Consider the following 23,401-nt stretch of genomic DNA (forward strand, 5'->3'; position numbering starts at 1 on the left):
TATAACTTGCGCGCCAAATTAAAATTAGAAATTCCCCAATAAACCCCGAGCTGATAAATTATCGCTTGAAAAAATTTCCAGGTAATGAAAACTGTTAAGCTAACTGCCCTATTTTTTATATTATTGTTTTTTATGAATGCTACAATTACCCAGGCAGCAAGCGCCGTTAAAATAGCTTATACCGTAACTTTCCCCGAAGCCCAGGCGCATTATGCGGATGTGGAAATGAATATTTCAGGCATCGCTCAAAATACTTTAGATCTTAAAATGCCAGTATGGACACCCGGCTCGTACCTGGTGCGCGAGTTTGCAAAAAATGTGGAATCGTTTAGTGCATCGGCCAATGGCAAGGAAATTAAATCGCCCAAGATCAATAAAAACACCTGGCAGATCAATACAGCCGGTATATCGGCGGTGACTGTTAAATACCGCGTTTATTGCTTCGAAGTATCGGTTCGGACCAGCTTTGTTGATGCATCGCATGGCTTCTTATCAACCACGGGTATATTTATCTACCCTGATAAAATGCTGAATGCACCATCTACTATAAAAATTGTCCCTTATAAAGGATGGACAACCGTGTCAACCAGTTTGGATTCGGTTAATGGCGATACCTTCACCCGTTATTCACCCAATTTTGATATTTTGTTCGATTCGCCTATAGAAGTAGGTACCCAGGATGTATTTGGTTTTGACGTCTCCGGTGTTAAATATGAGGTGTGCATGGTGGGCGGCGGCAACTATGATAAAGAGATGCTTAAGATTGATATGGCCAAAATTGTGGTGCAGGAAACCAAAGTTTTTGGCGAAAACCCCAATAAGCGTTATGTATTTATAGTGCACAATTACCAGCGCGGTGGTGGCGGTCTGGAGCATTTGAGTTCAACCACGTTGGGCGCATCACGCGATAACTATACAAACCCCACCGGATATCGTAACTTTTTAGGCCTGGTAGCACATGAGCATTTTCACCTGTGGAACGTAAAACGCCTGCGCCCAATAGTTTTAGGCCCTTTTGATTACGATAACGAAAACTATACCACCGACCTTTGGATTGCTGAAGGCTTTACGGCGTATTATCAAAACCTTATTTTGCGCCACGCCCAAATTACCAACCCCGAAACCTATTTAAGCGCTATAACCGGGGAAATAAATACCATCGAAAATCAACCCGGTGCTAAAGTGCAGCCTTTGGCCGAGGCCAGCTTCGATGCCTGGATAAAATCGTACCGGCCAAACGAGAATTCGGCAAATACCGGTATATCCTATTATGATAAGGGCGCTATGGTGGGTATGTTACTCGACCTGGAGATCATTAATGACAGCAAGGGCAAATATGCGCTTGATGACGTGATGAAGTACATGTACGATACTTATTACAAGCAAAAAAAACGTGGCTACACTGATGAGGAATTTAAACAGGCTTTCGAAAAATTTGCCGGGAAAAACCTGGATGAATTCTACAAAAACTATGTTTATGGCTTAACGCAGCTTGACTATAACAAATATCTTGCATACGCGGGTTACAAGGCTACAGACGAAGCTGCAGGCACAAACGACCCCAGCCTGGGTATAATGACCGTCGAAAATAACGGCAAAAAATATGTCATCGGTGTACAACGTGGTGGTGCCGGCTGGGTTGACGGGATAAATGTAAATGACGAACTTACTGCAATTGACGGAACCCCGATAACCGATATGGCCAGTATATTAATCGGTAAAAAAGTAGGAGATAAGGTATCGATAACTGTTATCCGCGATGGCCTCCCGCTAACCCTGCCGGTTACATTGTTGAGGAACAACCGCTTGAAATACAGAATTGATTCGCTGCCTGAAGTTACCCCGCTCCAAATGGTGGTTAGGAAAAAGTGGATGGGTTTGGTTGACTGAGGGTAGAGGTCGAGTAAGTTAGATAAAGTTGATTCGCTTGCTTAAGCTGTCAACTTAGTTTTTCGTCTTCCGGAGTTTACTGACATCGGTCTTTCCCGGCTAAAAATTTTAATTTTTCCAAAACATTTCATGCGTTTCTGCATTTTATAATTGTTCACCAATTAAATTATAAATTAAAGCAGAACAACCATGAATTCATTACTATACATTATCGCAGTCATATTGATAATAGGCTGGGCAATAGGTTTCTTTTTTACCGCGATAGGCAGCCTGATACACATATTATTGGTAATAGCAATTATTGCCTTCCTATTGGGGCTAATCCGCAGGCCGACGGCAGTTTAAAATATTAATTGAAATACAAAGGTTAAATAAGGCTTGGTGGTGTACCGGGCATTTGCTGTTACCCCCGCCCCCCCCCTTCGTCATTGCGAGGAACGAAGCAATCTCTACGCTTGCTAATCAAGAAGTAAAAATCTTGTGGTGACCTATCAGCCGCATTTTGGTCAATACAAACATTTCGGTTCATGAATATCCTTCGTAGAGGTTGCTTCGTTCCTCGCAATGACGAGACGGTGATTGTGGTTGTTTTACGCCCCCTTTTTACTGCTCAAACTCTGCATCAATTGGTCGTACAGGTCATCGCCGGTTGTCTTTTTAGGCGTAAGCTTTTTAACGGTGGCGCGTTTGCCTTTTGCCTTAGCGTGGATGATTTTTAAAAGCTCATCGGTATACTCATCCTTAAATTTCGATACATCAAATTTTTCAGCATACTGGTTAATAAGGGCCAAGCCCATATCCAGTTCCTTTTTGCTTACGGTAACATCATCAGCAACTTTCAAATCTTCAGTGCTGCGTATTTGCTGGCCGAAACGGATGCGGGTCACCACCAGTACATTATCAACCGGATGCACTATACAAAGCGACTCAGTACTGCGCAAAACAAACCGCGCCAGCCCGGCTTTCTTTGATTTTTTTAAAGCCTGAATTAAAAGCGCATAAGCCTTATTGTTTTTTGTTTCCGGTTCGGCATAGTACGATGTCTCGTAAAACATAGGAGTTACGTCGTCGATATCAACAAAGCTTTCAATTTCAATAACCTTGCTTTTTTCGGGAGCAGCATCTTCAAAATCCTGGTCTTCAACTATGACATAGTCGTCGTTAATTTTGTAGCCTTTTACAATTTTGTCATAGGGGACTTCTTTATGTGTATGCTCATTTACCCGCTGGTAGCGTATGCGCGAATGGTCGCGGCTGTCCAGCATATCCAAGTCCAGCGAGCTGGTTTGCACAGCCGAATATAACTTAACAGGGATGCTTACTAGCCCAAAACCAAGCGAGCCTTTCCAGATTGACCTCATAACCAATTGATTTATTGAATAAGTATAACTGTAAAAGGCAGTAAAGGGTTTTAGATAAATGAGTAGTTTTATTGATAAAGTCGGCCCCCTACAATTCCACTACCGTAACTATAACCTTCAGCTTTTTGCTAAATAGCCCTTATCTTTCCTGATAAATTCATAAATCAATGAAACTTCCCGTACTGTTTTTATTTGCTGCTCTTTCAACTTTATGGTTAACCGCCACTGCCCAGTCAACAATCTACGCCAACCAAATTGGTTTTGATAGCAATGGCCCCAAAATAGCCGTGATTAGTACTGACAAACCGCTCGCGCGCAAGACCATTTTCAACTTGATAAACACAACTACCGGCAAAGCAGAGTTTACCGGCGTGCTTAGTGGCCCTGCAAGTATTGACGAATGGACACCAGGAAAAAGCTATTACCAGGCAGATTTTTCAGCTTTTCGAAAAAACGGCAGGTACAGTATAACAGCAACTGTCGATGGGAAAACCTCCACTTCTTTCCCTTTTACAATTGAAGAGAACGCTTTGGCCCATCTAACCATCTCCTCTATCATCCACTATTACAATAAGCAGCGTGCCAATACCCCACAAGAACTGGAAGCCGACAGCCATATGAAACTACAAGGCGGTGGCGACAAAACTGTTGACATGCACGGCGGCTGGTGCGATGCCTCGGGCGATGTAAGCAAGTATTTTTCGCACCTGGCTTATGCAAACTTTATGTCGCCGCAACAAACGCCGCTGGTGGTGTGGTCGATGGAAAGTGCTTCGGAGGCGATACCCGGTTTGCTGAAAAAATGGAACATTAAAGATTCATTGGATAACGAAGCTTTGTACGGCGCGGATTATATGATGCGGGCTCTGTCAAAAGACGATTATTTTTATATGATCATCTTCAGTTATTTTAACAAGGATCCTAATGCGCGCCGTATTGTGGGCCTGCGGGCAAACAGCGTAACAACCGACGAATACCAGGCGGCATTTCGCGAGGGTGGGGGTATGGCGATTGCGGCGCTGGCGCGTATATCGCAATGGAAAAAACATGGTTTATACACCTCGCAGCAATATCTTGATGCCGCCAAACGCGCCTTTGCACATTTGCTTGTTAACAATATTAAATATGATGACGATGGTAAAGAAAATATCATTGACGACTACAGCGCCCTAATGGCTGCAACCGAACTGTGGATTGCAACAAATGACAATCTATATCGCGACGAGGCTCGCAAACGCGCACAGAACCTCAGCAAACGCATGAGCCCGGACGGATATTTTATAGCGAATGACGCTAATCGCCCTTACTGGCATGCAAGTGATGCCGGTTTGCCGGTGGTTGCCTTATCGCGCTATCTAACTAAAGAAAAAGACGAGGCAATGCGCACCGTCGCTTTAGGCACTATCAAAAAAGCGCTTGATTATAACCTGGCTGTAACCAATAAAGTAAGCAACCCATTTGGCTATGCCCGGCAGTCGTTTTTATTTAAAGGTGAGGTTAAAGCTGGCTTCTTTATTCCACATGATAACGAAACCGGTTGGTGGTGGCAAGGCGAGAATGCGCGTTTAGGTTCGCTGGCTACTGCAGCGTTGGTTGGCGGTAAATTAGTTTATAATGATAACAAAGCAGTGAAAGATTCACTGGCGGTTTTCGCCTCACAGCAAGTATCATGGATATTGGGTTGCAACCCCTATGCTATGTGTTTTATGTACGGCTTTGGGAAAAACAATGTTCCTTATATGCATTCCAATTTTGGCCATGGCTCCGAACGGGGCGGTATTTCAAACGGCATAACCGGCAAAAAGGAAAATGGCGACGGTAGCGGCATCGACTACAAAACTGAAGACAATGGCAACGAATGGCGCTGGACTGAACAATGGATACCACACGCCGCCTGGCTTTTGCAGGCGATAGCCGCTATGGCGAATGAGAAATAATGTGCGGATTTTGAATGCGCGGGTGTGCGAATTTAAAAAAATCAAAAAGGTACGTCATGCTGAACTTGTTTCAGCACCCACTGGACAGGTAGTCCGCCAGTGCTTTGTAACTCGCAAAACGCAGACTTAGCAAATGAGGTGCCGAAACAAGTTCGGCATGACGATAAGTATAAATCCGAAATAGTATATCCGAATTCAGAAATTCAAATTAAACTTTTGGCAACTTATACCCGTTATGATATTCCTTCATCAAATATTCTTTATTGATGGCTTTGTCTGTAAACTCATGGGTATCATTGTTCCACTCCAGTTTTTTGCCGCTGCGATAGGCTATATTACCCATTTGGGCTACCGTGGCCACATGCGCGCCGGCCTGTATAGGGCAATGCAAGTCATCCAGTTTGCGCGATTTTACCACGCTCACAAAGTTTTCCCAGTGCTTGTCCAGTCCATCGTCAGATTTTTCGACAAGTGGCTTGCTCACTTTGTTCCCGCTCTGGCGCTCTTCAATTACTTCCCAGCCGTTGCGGTTTAAAATAAGCGTACCGTTATTACCAATATAAGCGATACCATGGTCGCGGTTGTACGAACCATTATCAATCCCCATTGCCGAATCCCACACCATGTTAAAGCCGTCGAACTCGTAAAGTGTCGTCAGCGTATCTGGCGTTTCTTCTGAGAGTTCAGGATAAGCAAACCTGCCACCTAATGCCGAAACTGATTTTGGTATGGGCGATTTCATCCCCAGCAAACCATAATCAAGCAAGTGCACGCCCCAGTCGGTCATTAAACCGCCGGCGTAATCCCAAAACCAGCGGAAGTTAAAGTGAAAACGACTGGCGTTAAACGGCACCGTTTTAGCAGGACCGAGCCAGCCGGCATAATTAACACCTGCGGGTGGCGCGCTATCCGGAACTATTGCACCGGGTCTCATCCAGCCCTGGTAGCACCAAACTTTTACGGTTCGTATATTACCGAGTTGCCCTCCCTGCACAAAATCAACCGCATCCTTAAAATGCTGCTGACTGCGTTGCCATTGTCCGCCTTGTACCACTTTGTTATATCGTTGCTGTGCAGCTACCATTGCCCTACACTCGCCTATTGAATTACCAACCGGCTTTTCTACATAAACATCTTTGCCCGCCTCAACTGCATGCATCATAATCAGTGCGTGCCAATGGTCGGGGGTGCCTATAACAACGGCGTCAATATCTTTTTGGTCGAGCAGTTGCCTGTAATCATCAAACTTCCTTATTTTCGAAATGTCGCGCCCTGTTTTTGCCAAATCAGCCAGGCGTTTATCCATTACGCTTTTATCCACATCACAAACGGCAACGAGGTTTACGCCGGGGATTTTCAAGGCGGCAGTAACGTCGGCCCAGCCCATGCCATTAATGCCAATAGCACCGATATTCAGCTGGTCGCTTGGGGCAAGCCCGGGTTTAAAAATGGCAAAGGCCTGGTTGTTTAAGGCGGATGCTAACAGGCTGCCACCGGCTACGATGGCAGATTTTTGTAGAAAATCTCTGCGGGAAGTCATAAGTTTATCAATTGGTGTATAAATTTAGCGTTATTTAAAGATATACAAGTGTATAATTAACAATTAATGATAATTATACATTCTATACTCAAAACACGATTGAAAGATGCAATGGATTTACAGGATTCTTAAAATCCATCCATTAAATTTCCAGTAACTTCAATCCTGCAAATCGTGCTAAATCCCTAAATCGTGTTTAGATCGTGTCTAAGGAAATCCCCGTCAACAATTAATAATTTCACTCCGTTTTCCGTTACAGAACGGTGCGAGCTTAAATTGTCGGAAACAATATAGCTCATACCTGCGCTAAGTTTAAAAGTTTCGCCGGTTTCAAGTTCAACAGTGGAATCGCCTTCAAGGCAGTATACTATATGTCCTTTTTGGCACCAGTGGTCGGCCAGGTAGCCCGGGCTATATTCAACCACGCGAACCCGTAAACCATCAAACTGCAGCGTTTGCCACCATGCAGTGCCGATGGTGCCGGGATGGATTGTCTTTTCGATTTCGTCCCATTTTACGGTTTGGAAAAGGATATTTGACTGTTGCATAAATATCAGTGTGTTTTATTTCTCAGCTATTTTCACATTCCGCAATCGGCAATCCGAATTCCGCATTCAGAAAATCCGAAACGGCTTTAGCCCTCTTGAGCACCGCTAAAAACAAAACAAAAAGCGAAAAATCGAACATCCGACATCCGAAATTCCTCACCCAGCTTTTTCCAGGTAAACAATAAATTCCGACCCTTCGCCCGGCTGGCTTTTTACCTCTATCCGTCCATTATTGGCATCAACAAATTGCTTTATCAGCCCAAGGCCTATTCCGGCACCCGCTTCATTGTTGGTACCGTAGCCTGATATGTCTTTACCAGTAACTTTAAAAAGTTTCTCCATTTTTTGAGGCAAAATACCGATGCCATTATCTTTTACGTGAATGGCCTGGTAGTCGGCGTCATCGGTATACGATATCTCAATAGTGCCACCGTGAGGTGTGAATTTTATGGCGTTACCGATGAGGTTATTGAAGATGATTTTTAAATGATTAGAATCGGCTAACACCGGTTTTTTCGTACTATGGTTATGGTTGAGGCTGATGCGTTTATTTTTGGCTAAAAAGTTTGAGATGGAAATTATTTCATCAATAATATCGGCGGCATCGATGGTTGCAAGCTGGGTTTTATTGCCCGTTTGCTGGCTGCCTGCCCACACCAAAAGATTGTTCACCATCATGGTTACCAGGCTTAATTGCTGGTAAAATGCGTTCATTACTTCTTTTTGCTCTTCGGCGGATAAGGTGCCGGTTTTCATATCATCCATTGCCTGTAAAATGGCGGCAAAAGGGCTGCGCAGGTCGTGGCTAATGATCGAAAAAAGCTGGTCTTTTGTATGGTTTAACTGGTGCAGCGTTTCTTTTTGTTTGGTTATTTCAGCTTTTTGCGCTGCAATGTCGGCATTTTGTTTTTGCAGCACTTTGTTTAACGCGGTTTTTTGCCGGTTGCTGCGGATGATTACCACAACAAAAATTACGACAATAGTTGCCAGTACATTCCTAATCCAAAACAGTTTTTTACTAAACGAGATTGACTGCTCCTTGATTTTTATTTCATTTACCAGCCGTGCATTATCTTCCTGCTGCTGTTTTAAACGAAGACTGTTTACCTCGTTGTTTTTAGCATTATTAAAAACGCTGTCGCTGGCGTTTTTAAACTGTACCTGGTAGTAATAAGCTTGCTTAAAATCATTTTTGGCAGCATAGCTTTTTGCAAGAATCTCCAGGGCCTGTATTTTATCGCGCTGTGAGTTGTTTTTCTGCGCCTGGATTAAGCTTTTTGGGGCATCAATTATTACTTTGTCGTAAGGAGAAGGCTGATCGGCTGGTTTTTCAATGGCTGCATTTAAACTATAGTTCTTAATGAAGCTTTTTTCAACAGGCCTGGTAAACCCGGCAAAACATAATAAGTTTAGCAACAGGATGCAAATGCTCCGGGTTAAAAGCTTGTTAAATAGCATATCAAACTATTGGATTAGGCAATGTTTAAATCAGGGGTGAAATTAGGCATTTATAGGTGAATATGCCAACACATCACCTAATTTGTTACCGATAATAAACGTTTTGGAATTTATTTTAATAATATCCTCTACGTACCTGCCGTATTAACTGGCGGTGACGCTTATCATCATAATATTTACTGGTAACCAGTACGGCGTGTATTATCCCGGGCACCCAAAAAAATAGGGTGAGGAAGATATTTAATATGAAAGCGCCTATTTTACCTGTAGTCAGAATAGCTAACGGCGGGCATAAAAAACATAAAAAGTAACGCATAATCATAAGCTAAAAGGTGAATGCAAAAAGCCAAAGGCTAATATACCAATCGCTTTTATTATTTGACGTGCGTAATCGAATTTTGTTACAGGTTATAGCACGGGTACTTCTATCAAAACGGTTGTTCCGGTCCCCGGTTCGGATACGTACTTAATAGTGCCCTTCAGGTACTCAATCCGGGTTGCAATGTTTTTTAGCCCAATACCATCGAAGTTTTCCCTTTCATTAACATTAAATCCGACGCCGTTATCGGCAATTTTTGCTGAAATACCCCTTACATCCCTGGTTAGTAAAAGGTCGAGCCGGGTTGCCTTGGCATGCTTAATTACATTGTTAATGCTTTCCTGTATAATGCGATAAAGCATCGTCTCCACATTGCTTTCCAGTTTGTTTTTAAACCCTGTTGCCTCAAGGGTTACCTTTAAGGTGTCGGAGTCAATTTTTTCGATAAAGCTTTTTAAATCGGATGCAATGCCCGACCGCAACAGCATGTTGGGCATCATCTGGTGCGATATGGTGCGCACTTCTTTACAGCTTTCATCAACCAGTGCAAGCGTGTTTTCTGCCAAAAACCTGTCTTCTTCCCGTGCTATGGTGATCCTGTCGAATAAACCGCTCAGGTTCATTTTAACTGCCGAAAATAATTGCCCAACGCCATCGTGCAAATCGCTCGCGATGCGTTTACGTTCGTTTTCTTCAGCGTCAACAATGGCTTTGGTTAACATATCCTGTTGTTTCAGCATCATGGCTTGTTGCTCGGCTTTTTGTTTTAGTTTATGACGGTTGAAAAACAACGCAGTAACAATTCCCGATAGCAGGAACAGACCTGCTATTATGCCAATAGTTTTATTCCGGCTGCCAATGGACAACTTCTGGATAGTATTTTCCTTATTAAGTATGTTTATCTTCTGTTCTTTTTTTACGGTTTCGTAACGGGTTTGCATTTGGGCAATCTGCTTATCATTACCCTCGTTTATTAATTGCTGTGTTAGCAACAGATACTTTTTATCGGCTGCCAAAGCTTCTTTGTAATTGCCATTTTTTTCGTACACCTGGCTTAACAGCATCCATGCATTTTTCTCACCCTGTTTATATTTTGTCTCAACAGTAAGCGGAAGCGACTTTTTTAACCAGCTTATGGCTTGGGCATAGTCGCCCTTATCTTTATATAGCTCGCCCAGGTTTGCGTAAGTGTCGCTCACCTGCTTTTTATCACCAAAAAAACTATCAAGCGTTAATACGTCATATTGATATTTTAGCGCCTTATCATATTGTTGCAAGGCCTCGTAACAATGTGCCATGCTTGAATATATTTGCGATAGCCCCCTTTTATTATCCTCCTTTAAACAAACGGGCAGTGCTTCCTCATCATACTTCAACGCCTTTTCATATTCCTTTTTGCCGCTGAATAAATTGGCAAGGTTATGCAAGCAGTTAATTACAACCGTAGTATTGTTTAATTTTTTGCCAAGCGCAAGCGCGCGCAACGAATAGCTTTCGGCTTCCTTTAACTTTTCGTTATCTAAATAAACCAATCCCAAATTTCCCAGCGATTTGGCAATCCCTTCTTCATCCTTCAGTTTTTCGCGTATTTCAAGGGCTGCTAAATGGTTTTTTATAGCTTCGGCATAATTGCCGGTTTGCCAATAATAAATGCCAAGGCCATTGTAGGCTGATGCAAGGTTTACCGGGAAGTTGTATTTTTTCGATATGGCGAGGCATTTTTCGGCATTATCTTTCATGGCGTCAAAATCGCCGATATACGAGCTTTGTGCCACTTTAAAATAATAGATATCTGCAAGGCCTTTGTAGTAGTTCGCTTTTTGCGATATGGCAAGCGCCTGGTCAATCATTTTTTGCGATGCCGCAGGGTCCATGCTTTGCAGCTCCATTGCCAGCTGGTAACATATTATCGCTTTTGAAGTATCTGCTTTTGCAACTGTTAATGCTTTTTTAAGGCTGTCGGCTGTGTGGTTTTGACCAAAAGTTAGAAATGGAGTAAAAAATAGAATAAGTAAATATTTCTTCATTTATTAATCGATATAGTATTAAACAATTAGCGGGATAATACAATAGCGGGGTTACTACTGTTTATAATAGGTTATAATTAACATGATAAGTATACTAAAAAAATCATCACGACTAACAAATATTTTCCCGGGATTAATAATTGTTTAAAGTTTACTTATGATACAGGTACTTCAATTATAACTACAGTTCCTTCGCCGGGTGCGGTAATGTACCTTATTGTGCCTTTTAAATACTCAACACGTGTGGCAATGTTCTTAAGGCCGATTCCCGTAGAACTTCCCGCTTCGCCGGTATCGAACCCTATCCCATTATCGGTAATTTTTGTTGTAATACCTTTGCTGCCCCTGTTTAATACAAGGTCGAGGCGGGTTGCTTTTGCGTGTTTAATTACGTTGTTAATGCTTTCCTGTATAATACGGTACAACATGGTCTCCACATTGCTTTCCAGTTTGTTTTTAAAGCCGGTTGCCTCCAGCGTTACTTTCAGGCTATCCGAATCAATTTTCTCAATAAAGCTTTTCAAATCAGATGCTATGCCCGAGCGCAACAGCATGTTGGGCATCATCTGGTGCGATATAGTACGCACTTCTTTGCAGCTTTCGTCAACCAATGCAAGGGTGTTTTCTGCTAAAAACCGGTCTTCTTCTCGTGCTAAGGTAATTCGCTCAAATAAACCACTCAGGTTCATCTTAACAGCGGAAAATAGCTGCCCAACACCATCGTGTAAATCACTTGCTATGCGTTTGCGCTCGTTTTCTTCAGCATCAACTATCGCTTTTGTAAGTATGTCCTGCTGCTTTAGCATTAGGGCCTGCTGGTTGGCCCGTTGCTTAAGTTTTTGACGATTATAAAACAAGGCCGCCACGATACCCGAAAGCAGGAAAAGACCTGCTATGATGCCAATTGTTTTATTACGGCTGGTGATAGACAGCTTTTGAATTGTGTTTTCTTTATTTAGCAGTTTTATTTGCTGCTCCTTTTTTTCGGTTTCGTATTTTGCGGTTACCTCCGTTATTTTTTCAAAATTGGCTTTTTGGGTTAAAGTATCTTTTGCATCCATCCACTTTTCGTGGTATTTCAAACTTGCCTTATCGTCGCCAGTTTGCTTGTAATAGTTGTACAAACCTTCGTACGATTCCATGATATGCTGCTGGTATTTCTCGGCCAGCGCGGCATCCAAACCTTTTTCAAGGTATATTTTAGCCTGCCGATATTGTTTTAGCTTCAAGTATGCGTTGCCGATACCTTTGTACAGTGAACCCATTTCGCGCTTTGTATCCAGTTTCTTAAACCAATCTTCGGCCTCTAAAAAATAAACCAGGGCTTGTTTGCTCTCATTTTGCTGTAGGTACGTTATTCCAATCTCTTTATCGATAAAGGCGATATACAGTTTATGGTCGGCTTTGATAAAGGCGGTGCGGGCTTTAAGCATGTATTGAACAGCCTGTTCAAAGTTTTTAGTCCCTGGCTCATAAATTTGTTTGTTACGGTAAGTTAGCCCTATGCCGGCTAATGATTGTGCTGCCGCAAGCTTATCGTTTATTTTGAGCCTGAGCTCGTATGTTTTTTGATACATTGCCAGTGCCTTATTAAACAAATGCAACTGGTTATAATTGTTTGCCAGCAAAACCAGTGTTTCAGCACTTCCGCCAAGATTATCTACTTTTTCATATAAATCGGCCGATTGTTGAAAATAAACTATTGCATCGCTTCCCCTGCCTTGCACGCGTAGCAATATGCCATAATCAGAGTAAATTTCTGCGAGGCCCTCGCGGTCGTTAATCTTTTTATAGATAGCTATAGCTTTTTCATAGTCAACCTTAGCCGAATCGGACTTTAATATGTTTACCAGTATTTGGCCGCGGTTATAGTAGGCATCAGCCTCGCCTCTTAAATATTTTACTTTTTGGCTCAGGTTAAGCGCCTGGTTGGCATAAGTAAGCCCCCTATCCGTATGGCTATTCATAAACCGCTCCGATAGCTTGTTATAAATCTTAACCCGTTGGGTATCTGTTTTGGCAGCAGGGAGTAGTTTTAAAAGGCTGTCGGTAATTTTGTTTTGTGCCGGCGCAATTGATGGCAATAGCCATAGCAGCATGATAAGCTTTTTCATCAGTTAATAGTTTAAACCGGGATTCTGAAACAGTACGGCACACCGAGGGGGGAATAGCGCGATAAAACAAAGTATTAATTTGGTTTGAACTCAATTAATACTACTCCACTGCGCTAACAATGCACCCATAATTTATTACTAAAGATATACAAAAGATATTTAAAATGATACGTGCTGCACGGTATTTTAAAATACGTAATAACCACATATTTAGCTATAATACAGTAAGTTATGCTGTGTTTTTTTTGACATGATCCCCAATATACTACATGTGTATTATTGATAACCTTTGCTATTAGTTGTTGCTTAGCACTATCAAATAATAACAAATAATAACAATCATTAACAAATCACAAAAACAAAAAAAATGAAAAAAGTATTTACATTGGTTATCGTAATGCTGGTGGCATTAACCTCCTCAAAAGTTTTCGCTCAATCAAGCGACTACAAAAAATTCAGCTTAGGTATCGGCCTTGAAGGTGCATTGCCTGTTAGCGGTTTCAGCAGTGTTTATTCGGTAGGTGGTGGCGCAACCTTGCGTGCAGCTATCGGCCTTGATAAATCAAGCGCGGTAACTTTAACTTCGGGCGTTATTGTATTTGCGCCAAAAAGTGGCGTTGGCGCCGGTTTAAAGGCCCAAGTTAACATCCCGGTTAAAGCAGGTTACCGTTATATGTTCAGCGACAATTTCTACGGTATAGGTGAGGCCGGTATCACTTTTGCGAAAATCTACGCGTCAAACGGACAGGGTGGTTCAATTTCGGCAACCGGCTCCGAATTTACCTATGCTCCGGGTGTTGGTTTATTGCTGGGTGGCTTCGACGTAAGCTTACGGTACGAAGGTTACAGCAGCTCGGGCTTTTTAGGAGCACGTGTAGGTTTCAACTTTTAATCAATCAGGCGGAATAGAAACGCAAAATATTGCAGCTCTGCATTTAAAGCCCGCCAAAAAGAGCTTATTGCGATGAATACCATTGTTTTATTAATAATAACATTTTTCGTGATGGGCCTAGGGTCTTTCAAAAAAGATCCGGGCCGTTAAAAGTTCAAATAGTAAATAAGCTGCTTCGTAATTACGGGGCGGCTTATTTATACTATTAAATAAGTAAGTTTATATCATTAATGCCGTCAGGCCATTAAAACAACCTGGTTATGAGCGTAAGAATAGCCCTTGTAGATGATAAGCGTATAATTCGGAACACGTTAGCCGAACAGATCAGCTATTATAAAGAAATTACTATTGTCTTCCAGGCGAACGATGGCAGCGAATTTTTAGAAAACATGAAGGCACTTGCTGCGGATATGCGCCCGCAGGTAGTTTTAATGGATATTGAAATGCCGGTAATGGATGGCATTGAAGCGGTAACAATAGCTAAGGAAGTTTACCCCGATACCCATTTTTTGATGCTTACTGTTTTTGATGACGACGAGAAGCTATTCGAAGCCATTAAGGCCGGGGCCACAGGTTATTTATTGAAGGACGAAAAGGTATCGAGCATAGTGAAAGCGATTACCGAAATAGTTTTTGAAGGGGGAGTACCCATGTCGCCGCGTATTGCACGTAAAGTGCTTGGATTACTGCGTAATTCGCCCGATGATGCTGCCCCCGCAGCTGAAAATGAAGAAGAAGCCCATACACTATCCACCCGCGAACTTGAAATATTGAACCGTATAGTCGATGGGCTAAACTACCAGCAAATTGGCGAACGCCTGTTTATAAGCCCCCATACCGTGCGCAAGCATATTGCCAATATTTACGAAAAGCTTCACGTGTCAAACAAAGCTTCTGCTATTAAGATTGCGATAAGAAAGAAATGGTTTAGTTAGAGGTTGTAAAAGTTGTAGTGGTTGTATAGGTCGAAGAAGTGTAACTATTTTAACATCAGGCTATTTTTTAACATTTACAACACTTACAACCTTTACAACTATATTTACCTATCATGATTATCGTTATTCAATGTACCGACCGCGCCGGGCTGGTGGCATCCGTATCGGCTATTTTGGCCAAAAACCTTTTTAACATCGTTTCGCTGCGCGAGTATGTGGACCAGGCCGAAAATCTGTTTTTTATGCGGCTTGAAGTTTCTGTCGGTGGCGATGAATCAACGCTGGAAAAGCAGTTGCGGAAGGTATTGCCCGATGACGCCACTATTTTGATTAACCCGCTGCCCGAGAAAAAAGTAGTGGTAATGGTAACCAAAGAATACCATTGCCTGGCAGATATTTTGATCCGGAATTATTTTGGGACGCTCGGTGCTACCGTACAGTGCGTTATCGGCAACCACAATGTGCTGCAGGACATTTGCAGGCGCTTTGATATGCCTTTTTACTTTATATCGCACGAACAGGTGAGTAAGGATGAGTTTGAAGGAAAAATAGCTGACACAGTAGAAAAATATAACCCTGATTATATTGTACTTGCCAAGTTCATGCGCATACTGTCGCCAAAATTGGTAGCTAAGTTCCCTATGCGGATTATTAATATCCACCATTCGTTTTTACCTGCATTTATCGGCGCCAGCCCATACCGGCAGGCGTTTGAACGTGGTGTGAAGCTAATAGGGGCAACCGCACATTTTGTATCAAATGAACTGGACGAAGGACCAATTATCGCGCAGCAAACAATCCCCGTAAACCACTCGTTTACCGCTGCCGACATGGTAAAGGCCGGTAAAGAAATTGAAACATCGGTACTGGCCCGGGCGCTAAAGCTGGTGTTTGAGGATAGGGTGTTTGTTTATAAAAATAAAACGGTGGTGTTTGAATAATCTTAGCCCAACGCTTTTACCTGTTATATAATGCGGTCGGCAAGCCATCGAGGCTTAGCATATTTTTTTCTTTTTTGTAAGCATCCAAACCTTCCTCACCTTTATTTAGTGCCCATTTCTGCATTTGGTCGCGCTCGCCTTCATAGTTGTAAAACGGAACGCCAAAACCACATGATGTTTGCACCTTATCAATATCGGCTACTATAATTTGCCTTGTGCCCAATACTAGTTTAAAATGGGCCGTTAACAATTCCCATTCTGCATCGCCCGGCAATACAGTATAGCCTTTTCCATATAGGCGTAAAATGTTAGGTGGTCCGTCAAAAGCACAAAACATAAAAGTAATGCGGCCATTCTCCAACAAGTGCGCCGATGTTTCGTTCCCGCTGCCTATCACATCCATATAGGCGACCCTGTTGGGCGAGAAAACATGAAAGCTATCCATTCCCTTTGGCGACAAGTTAACATGTCCATCAGAATCGAGCGGTGCTGTGGCCACGAAAAACATCTTTTGGTTCTCAATAAAAACCTTATGCTGGTTTAAAATATCATCAAAAAACTTGCCCATAAAATAATCTGAATCGGTAAATAATAAATAAAGTTAAGCCATTTATGGGTGTGATGTTGTGTTCTGCAAGTGATTTTACAAATATTATACAATGATTAAATTTAAGTTTTGCGTTTCAGAATTTTATATTTGAGAAAGCTCGCACTATGGATCAATCGCCCAACTCCCGTCGCCAATTTGTAAAAAACACCGCCGCCGGTTTAGGACTGCTTACATTACCCTCGTTGTTAAACGCTCAGGGGAATATCGGGGCAGCAAAAAAGAAGATTGTTTGTGTTGGCGGCCATCCCGACGATCCTGAAAGCGGCTGTGGCGGCACATTGGCCAGGTTGGCTGCACAAGGGCATGATGTTACTATAATTTATTTGACTACAGGCGAGGCTGGTATCCCCGGCACCGCGAACGATGAGGCTGCCAGGATACGCAAACAGGAAGCTATCAATGCCTGCAAAATTTTGAATACCAAACCCATTTTTGCCGGGCAGATTGATGGTGCAACCATTGCCGATAACGCTGCTTTAAAACACTTGCATACATTAATAGCCGATGAAAAACCCGATGTGGTATTTACCCACTGGCCAGTCGACAGCCACAAAGACCACCAGGTTGCCAGCCTGCTGACCATGCAAACGTGGGTGCGCTCGTCCAATAAATTTACGCTCTATTTTTTCGAGGTATGCACCGGTGAGCAAACTATGATTTTTATGCCTACCGACTATGTTGATATAAGCGATACCCAGGAACAGAAAAAGAAAGCCGTGTACTGCCACACCAGCCAGGACCCTCCGGGGATATATGCCTGCGGCCATGCTTCGATGGAGGATTTTCGCGGTCGCGAAGCGGGAGTTCGGGCAGCTGAAGGCTTTGTGCGGATGACCGGCAAGGGGATGGGAATGATAGCCCTTTAGAGGAAGTCGAAAGTCTTGAGTCAAAAGTCTTGAATCGAATGCCCGTTTTTTATATTGGATTTTAGGCACCGACATAGTTCCCTAATTTCTACATTCGATATAAGCCATCATACCCCCGCAGGATTCGGCAACAACTACAATAATCCCAGTAATGAGTACTATGTAACTTTTTTATTGCAATAACTAAAAAAATAGTTATAACTAGAAATATAGTTATATTAGCGTTCGAAATAATTAACTATTTATTGTTTTACGGACGTAACCTTGCCTGCCTAAATGCGAAAATTATCTTTACTGCTCCTGCTTGCTATCATTACTATTGCCGCTAAGGCGCAAAACCACGGTGTTGTAAAAGCCATTATTCTTGATTCAGTAACACACGAACCGGTTCAACTTGCCACTGTGTCGATCCTGAAACTACAAGACACCTCGCTTATTTCATACACAGTCACTGATAAAAACGGTGTTTTCGCATTACATAACCTGCGCCAGCAAACGTCGCGGCTGCTGATATCGCATGTGGGATACAATGGGCTTCGCATTAACGTTGATTTTAGCAAAGGCGAAACCGTTGATCTTGGCAAACTGTACCTTTCGGCTAAAATGCTGCAGGAAGTAGTGGTGAAAGGCGAACGTATACCCGTTATCATGAAAAAGGACACGATTGAGTTTGATGCCGAAGCGTTTAAAACCCGGCCCAATGCCCTGGTAGAAGACCTGTTGAAAAAACTACCCGGTATGCAGGTGAGCGTCGACGGGCATGTAACCGTTAACGGTAAAGATGTATCAAAAATAAAGGTTAACGGTAAGGACTTTTTTATAAACGACCCAACTATTGCTACCCGTAACCTGGAGGCCGAAATGATATCGAAAGTGCAGGTTTATGATGACCGCGAAAATGACCCCGACCATTTGCAGCCCGACTACCAGGTTAAAAAAATTATCAACCTTAAATTTAAAAAGGAATTTTTAAAGGCTTTTCTTAGTAATATGGGTGTTGGTGCAGGCACACAGGATAGGTATACGGCATCTGGCTTTTTCGCCAAATATAAAGATGACCTGCAAATTGGCGGCAGCGTTTACAGCAACAACCTTAGCGGAACCGACTTTTCGGGCCTGACTATCCGGATGCCGGGTCTAAGCGGGTTTAACGGTCAGGGCGGCGTTTCAAAAATTACAGTGGGTTCGGTAAGTATTAACAAAAACCTAAGCAAAAAGGTCACCCTGAACATAAACTACGAGTTTAACAACCACATTATTGATAATATTTCAGCCTCGAAGCAGCAGCAGTTTATTGGCGACACTACTTTTTTAACCTTTTCGAATAGTAAAAAGCACGATCATAATAACGATCAGCACATGCATACCCAACTTGAATGGAAGCCGGATTCGGTAACGTCGTTAAAGTTTGAGCCCGATTTGACATATGGCTATAACAGTAATAACAACCTCAGCAACTATTCAAATTCAAACACTTTTATACCTTTAATTACCACAAATACAACCGATGCGCATGGCACAAGCAACTCATTTCAATACCAGCATAACATAAACTACTATCACCGGCTCAATAAAAATGGAGCATCGTTAACCTTTAGCAACGCCATAAGTATCCACCCCGAAAATAGCCGTGATTTTAATGTCAATAATTTGATATCGTACGTGGCGGCTTTACAATCAGATACTACCGACCGGTTTACCAAAAATACCAATCGGGCAATAAGCGAGAACGTTAGCGCCGTATACCATTATCCGATGAGCAAAAAGCTTAGCGCCGATTTTATATTTGCAGGAAACCATAACCGTAACGCCGGCGACCTGTTTACTTACGACGAAGACTTAAATACAGGCTTGTACACCATATTCCTGCAGAACCAAAGCAGCAACCTAATACGCAATCAATGGCAGCAAACCTTTTTGCCGCAACTGACCTATAATTTTACCGATGATGTGTCGCTTAAGCTGGGTTTGGGTTCGCAGTTAAACCAAATCAGCAATCAATTTAATACTTACACGGCGACAACACTGAATCAAAACTATTTTTACTTGCTGCCGGTTGTCGAGTTGCGCTTACGCAAATTCAATATAAGCTATAGTGATGATATAAGGCAGCCGTCGATAAGTGATATGCAGCCTGTAACCATTGTTTACAGCCCTATTTATAGTTTTATTGGCAACCCAAATCTTAAGCCTTCGCGCTCGCACAACTTGGGTTTTAACTACAATAATTATGGCCGGGAAAGCCAGGTTTCAATGGGTATAAGCTCTCGTTTTACTGTTGAAACCAACAGTATTATCAGGGAGAACTTTATAACTGCCGATGGTGCTAAAACAGTCCGCCCCGTAAACCTGAATGGCAGCTTTAATACTTATTTAAGCGGTTATATCAGCAAACGATTTAAAAAACAGGGCAACTGGCAGCTAGGGACGAGCACAAATGTATTCGGTGCCGCTGGCCATTATTTTTTCCAGGTGAACCAGCAAAACGGTTATCAGAATACCAGAACAGTTACCCTAAGCCAGGATTTTGAAGCCACCTACGGCGACATTTTTGAAATACGACCGCAATACAGTATTAATCCTGCCGTTACCACCTATCAAAATGTTGATTATAAAAGCACATCGTATACCGTGCAACATGCAGGACTTAACTTTAGCCTGTTTGTGCCGCAAAAATATACCTGGCTTATCGACTACACCTATAGCTATAATCCTTTGGTGGCCCCTGGTTTCAGGCGCAATTCAAACCTGTTGAGCCTTGCCTTAACCCGCCGGATCCAGAAAAAAGACCGTGGCGAGCTAAAACTAACCTGCTACGACCTTTTAAATCAAAGTGTAAACTCTATTCATTTCGCATCCGGGAACACGATAAATGATACACAGAGCTTACTGCTGAGGCGATATTTTATGTTTAGCTATACTTATCATTTTAAAGATTTTAGGTAAACGGTATTTGTAATCACCGACGTAAAAAATCAGCTACACTTTCATCAACCCAAATAAGAAATTGTCAGGACAGCATTTTATACTCTATATTTAACAAACCGAGTACTACTATGTTAAAGAATACCCAAACGAAGCTTTTTTTACTTAAAAGCACGTTACTTGTGGCGTTATCGCTGATGTTGATTGCAAATATAACAATAGCTCAAAACCGGAAGTTTAAACCAAAACCTCCGGGCGTTCCGTCCGAAATACAGGTGACACCTTACAAAACCACCATGATTGCCGATGGAAAGGACGAAACTATCATCACCATAAAAATTATAGACAGTAAAGGCGATGTGATTAAGGATGTGGCGCTACCGGGAACATTTAAAGTAATTGGCGATGCGAAAATTGTACACATAAGCGATGGTACAATACCAAACAGTTTCACCGGCCTTGATAAAACCAACGATACCACCTGGAAATCTACCCTAAAAAGCGGCACCGAGGTAAGATTACGCACAGGCCGTACCCGTGGACGTGTAAAATTTGTGGCCCAGGCCGACAGCCTTTTCCCGGGCTCGACCGAAATACATACCGTGCAACCAGGAACCCCGCATTTGGTCACTACAGATAAATACCAACCCAAAACAATAAATGACAAAATTATAGGCGCCGATATTTCCTTTTTGCCGGAACTGGAAAGCCGGGGAATGAAATTTAGTGAAAATGGAAAACCCGGCGATGCTATCGAAATTATGAAGCAGCATGGGTTTAACTATATCCGCCTGCGCATATTTAACCAACCGGCAAACCCGAAAGGATACTCGCCCAAAAAAGGTTTCTGCGATTTGGAACACACCAAAGCTATGGCCAAACGGATAAAAGCTGCGGGTATGAAATTTCTGCTCGATTTTCATTACAGCGATTATTGGGCCGATCCGCAGCAGCAAAACAAACCTGCGGCATGGGCTGGCCAGGATTTCGAAACGCTTAAAAAATCGTTGTATGATTACACCGCCCGCGTGATGCAACAACTAAAAGACCAAGGCACCGCGCCCGATATGGTCCAGGTTGGTAACGAAATTAACCATGGTATTGTATGGCCGGAAGGTGCAATTAATAACCTCGACAGCCTTTCGCAATTGTTATATCAGGGGGTTAAGGCGGTAAAGACTGTTAATCCATCAACTATTATTATGCTGCATATTGCTTTAGGCGGGCAAAGCGCCGAGTCGCAGTTCTTTTTAGATAATATGGCCAAACGCAATGTGCCGTTTGATGTTATTGGCCTGTCATATTACCCAAAATGGCATGGTACGCTGGAAGATCTGCAGAAAAACATGGCCGACCTTGCCAAACGGTATAACAAACAGGTAATGGTTGCCGAATACTCGCAGCTAAAGGAACAGGTTAATGATATAGCATTTACCGCGCCGGGCAGCAAAGCAGTGGGCAGCTTTATATGGGAGCCGTTAAGTACGTGGGAAGGTATCTTCGACCGCGATGGCAAAGCAAACGTGTATATGAACGTATACCCGGGGATTGCTAAGAAATACGTTAAGTGAGGTGAAACGTAAAAGGCGAAAGGCATAAAGCTGCAATTCAAAACCTTTCGCCCTTAACCTTTCAGCTTTCGCCTCTCCTCAAAAGCCTTTCGCCTTTAATATCTCTTCAAACAAATCTGTATTGCAAAACAGCCGTAACGTAGGGCGTTACCAGCTTAATATCGTGTTTAACATTTAACGGAATTTCTAGAAAATCGCCGGCACCGAGGGCGAAAAGCTCATCGCCAACCATGCACTCGCACCGACCTTTTAAAATAAACAGGCTTTCGTAAAATTCGCCGTGTTCTTCTTCGGGCACGTCGGTATTGCCGGTCATCAGCATTTGTTGCACAATGGCATCATGGCGGATAACGTTAACGGTAAGGTCTTCAGTAGGCTCAATAGGTATTAAATGTGCAAACGCAGCTAACCAGGGCTCCGGGTCAGTCGCGTGCCTTAAAACAGGCAAATCATTTACATTTAATGTCGCATTTTCTTTGTTAAAGCCAATTGCAGCAAGTATATCTTGTTTCAAATTTCGCGCTGGCTTAATAGCTGCCAAAGCAGAAATATCTTCAAAAGCAAGCTCAACGGCAGTTAATTCAGCCTTAACTTCCGGATAAAGCATAGTCATTTGGATTAAATATGCCTGTTCGGCCTCATCAAGGTGGCCCAGGCAGTATTGTTCCAGCACACCGCTTTCTATATACTTTTGTACGTCCATTAATTAACGCTCCTCTTCTGTTTCATCGCATTCCGAATACTTGTTTTCACTTCGTCGACAGGCATATTCAACATTTCGGCTACTTCATAAACTTTGTAACCCTGGTGAATCATATTTAAAACAGTAATATCATCTATAGCTGTTTCACTTTCTGTTGCAGTATGATACGAGTTATTTACCTGTGCGGTTTTCGGTTTGATAATATAAAGGTAATCAATACTTTCTGCCCGGGCAAGTTGTAGCGACCACGACAAAAATGTCAGGTTGCTTTGTTTATATTCGTGTATGTTTTTACAAATTCTTTTAAAAGTCATATCCAGCAACTGTTCCGCTGCTTCGGCGTCGTTTACTATCTTTATTATATAACCATATAATTTTGACGAGTAACTCTCGCATAAATGCTGACAGCCTTTCGGGTCGCGTCGCAAAAGCAATTCAACTAAAACGGGCTGTGTACTGTAATTATTATCCAAAATTTGGTATACTGTAAATATCTGACCTACTATGCAGGCATTGAAAATAATACTGCGATGAAGATATGAAAACTAACGGCATTTTTTAAACCTTAACGTTTTTAAAGCATTCCACCAGGGAATAGAGTGGTGAAAAATCGAGAGCCAGGAGCCAAGAGATAAAAAATAGCAGGACGTGAATAGCCTATCAATATTTTAGCCTTCAATTAGACGTTATTATAAAGATATGTTTAGTTTTGATAATTGAGCAATGAAACCTGGGTTATAGTAGCTTTTTTAAACTCTTGGTTC

General features: G+C 42.4%; 19 protein-coding genes. 9 read left to right on the forward strand and 10 right to left on the reverse strand.

The genetic code is table 11. From position 1 onward, the window contains the following. The first annotated feature begins 84 nt into the window (after positions 1–84). A complete protein-coding gene (locus Q0R52_RS29045) occupies positions 85–1,890 on the forward strand; it encodes a PDZ domain-containing protein (RefSeq protein WP_295802037.1) in 1,806 nt (601 codons plus the stop codon). Between the two features lie 189 nt (positions 1,891–2,079). Then, on the forward strand, positions 2,080–2,235 hold the full coding sequence (locus tag Q0R52_RS29050) for a lmo0937 family membrane protein (protein ID WP_252788833.1): 156 nt from the start codon (positions 2,080–2,082) through the stop codon (positions 2,233–2,235). 245 nt (positions 2,236–2,480) lie between these two features. Here the strand turns inward: Q0R52_RS29050 and Q0R52_RS29055 are convergent, their stop codons facing one another. Then, positions 2,481–3,251 carry a Ku protein gene (locus Q0R52_RS29055; protein WP_295802041.1) on the reverse strand — a complete coding sequence of 257 codons (771 nt, stop codon included), beginning with the start codon at positions 3,249–3,251 and terminating at the stop codon, positions 2,481–2,483. Positions 3,252–3,418: 167 nt separating this feature from the next. Here Q0R52_RS29055 and Q0R52_RS29060 point away from each other — a divergent pair, with 167 nt between their 5' ends. Beyond that, positions 3,419–5,188 carry a glycoside hydrolase family 9 protein gene (locus Q0R52_RS29060; protein WP_295802044.1) on the forward strand — a complete coding sequence of 590 codons (1,770 nt, stop codon included), beginning with the start codon at positions 3,419–3,421 and terminating at the stop codon, positions 5,186–5,188. Between the two features lie 208 nt (positions 5,189–5,396). Here the strand turns inward: Q0R52_RS29060 and Q0R52_RS29065 are convergent, their stop codons facing one another. From Q0R52_RS29065 to Q0R52_RS29090, 6 genes are all read right to left on the reverse strand, one after another. Then, on the reverse strand, positions 5,397–6,728 hold the full coding sequence (locus Q0R52_RS29065; protein ID WP_295802046.1) for a Gfo/Idh/MocA family oxidoreductase: 1,332 nt from the start codon (positions 6,726–6,728) through the stop codon (positions 5,397–5,399). Between the two features lie 185 nt (positions 6,729–6,913). Next, positions 6,914–7,276 (reverse strand): DHCW motif cupin fold protein, encoded by a 363-nt coding sequence (locus tag Q0R52_RS29070; RefSeq protein WP_295802047.1) that lies wholly within the window; start codon positions 7,274–7,276, stop codon positions 6,914–6,916. 156 nt (positions 7,277–7,432) lie between these two features. After that, the gene (locus tag Q0R52_RS29075; protein WP_295802049.1) at positions 7,433–8,734 is read right to left on the reverse strand and encodes a HAMP domain-containing sensor histidine kinase; all 1,302 of its coding nucleotides are present in this window, start codon (positions 8,732–8,734) and stop codon (positions 7,433–7,435) included. 115 nt (positions 8,735–8,849) lie between these two features. Then, complete coding sequence (locus Q0R52_RS29080) at positions 8,850–9,056, reverse strand: YqaE/Pmp3 family membrane protein (protein WP_366520959.1); 207 nt, start codon at positions 9,054–9,056, stop codon at positions 8,850–8,852. A gap of 86 nt (positions 9,057–9,142) precedes the next feature. Beyond that, the gene (locus tag Q0R52_RS29085; RefSeq protein ID WP_295802053.1) at positions 9,143–11,080 is read right to left on the reverse strand and encodes a sensor histidine kinase; all 1,938 of its coding nucleotides are present in this window, start codon (positions 11,078–11,080) and stop codon (positions 9,143–9,145) included. Positions 11,081–11,235: 155 nt separating this feature from the next. Beyond that, positions 11,236–13,194 carry a sensor histidine kinase gene (locus Q0R52_RS29090; RefSeq protein WP_295802056.1) on the reverse strand — a complete coding sequence of 653 codons (1,959 nt, stop codon included), beginning with the start codon at positions 13,192–13,194 and terminating at the stop codon, positions 11,236–11,238. Positions 13,195–13,561: 367 nt separating this feature from the next. On the opposite strand from Q0R52_RS29090, the gene Q0R52_RS29095 reads away from it, so the two are divergent. From Q0R52_RS29095 to purU, 3 genes are all read left to right on the forward strand, one after another. Continuing rightward, positions 13,562–14,086, forward strand: a complete 525-nt coding sequence (locus Q0R52_RS29095; RefSeq protein WP_295802058.1) for a hypothetical protein — start codon at positions 13,562–13,564, stop codon at positions 14,084–14,086. A 260-nt stretch (positions 14,087–14,346) separates the two neighbouring features. Then, entirely contained in the window at positions 14,347–15,021 is a 675-nt protein-coding gene (locus Q0R52_RS29100) for a response regulator transcription factor (protein ID WP_295802059.1), read from the forward strand. A 113-nt stretch (positions 15,022–15,134) separates the two neighbouring features. Further along, complete coding sequence (gene purU / locus Q0R52_RS29105; protein ID WP_295802061.1) at positions 15,135–15,962, forward strand: formyltetrahydrofolate deformylase; 828 nt, start codon at positions 15,135–15,137, stop codon at positions 15,960–15,962. A 16-nt stretch (positions 15,963–15,978) separates the two neighbouring features. On the opposite strand, the gene Q0R52_RS29110 is transcribed toward purU, so the two are convergent. Beyond that, positions 15,979–16,530, reverse strand: coding sequence for a pyridoxamine 5'-phosphate oxidase family protein (locus tag Q0R52_RS29110; protein WP_295802063.1), 552 nt, complete (start codon positions 16,528–16,530; stop codon positions 15,979–15,981). 146 nt (positions 16,531–16,676) lie between these two features. Here Q0R52_RS29110 and Q0R52_RS29115 point away from each other — a divergent pair, with 146 nt between their 5' ends. The 3 genes from Q0R52_RS29115 (at position 16,677) to Q0R52_RS29125 (ending at position 21,934) form a co-directional block, all read left to right on the forward strand. Further along, on the forward strand, positions 16,677–17,438 hold the full coding sequence (locus Q0R52_RS29115) for a PIG-L deacetylase family protein (protein WP_295802065.1): 762 nt from the start codon (positions 16,677–16,679) through the stop codon (positions 17,436–17,438). A 276-nt stretch (positions 17,439–17,714) separates the two neighbouring features. After that, complete coding sequence (locus Q0R52_RS29120; protein WP_295802067.1) at positions 17,715–20,384, forward strand: outer membrane beta-barrel protein; 2,670 nt, start codon at positions 17,715–17,717, stop codon at positions 20,382–20,384. Between the two features lie 110 nt (positions 20,385–20,494). Then, the gene (locus tag Q0R52_RS29125; RefSeq protein ID WP_295802069.1) at positions 20,495–21,934 is read left to right on the forward strand and encodes a glycosyl hydrolase 53 family protein; all 1,440 of its coding nucleotides are present in this window, start codon (positions 20,495–20,497) and stop codon (positions 21,932–21,934) included. Between the two features lie 106 nt (positions 21,935–22,040). Here Q0R52_RS29125 and Q0R52_RS29130 read toward each other — a convergent pair whose 3' ends face one another. Beyond that, complete coding sequence (locus Q0R52_RS29130; RefSeq protein WP_295802071.1) at positions 22,041–22,637, reverse strand: cupin domain-containing protein; 597 nt, start codon at positions 22,635–22,637, stop codon at positions 22,041–22,043. Then, positions 22,637–23,110 carry a sigma factor gene (locus Q0R52_RS29135; RefSeq protein WP_295802072.1) on the reverse strand — a complete coding sequence of 158 codons (474 nt, stop codon included), beginning with the start codon at positions 23,108–23,110 and terminating at the stop codon, positions 22,637–22,639. The genes Q0R52_RS29130 and Q0R52_RS29135 overlap by 1 nt, the downstream gene beginning before the upstream one ends. Positions 23,111–23,401 lie beyond the last annotated feature (291 nt).

The sequence above is a fragment of the Mucilaginibacter sp. genome, from assembly GCF_025359345.1.
GTDB lineage: Bacteria > Bacteroidota > Bacteroidia > Sphingobacteriales > Sphingobacteriaceae > Mucilaginibacter.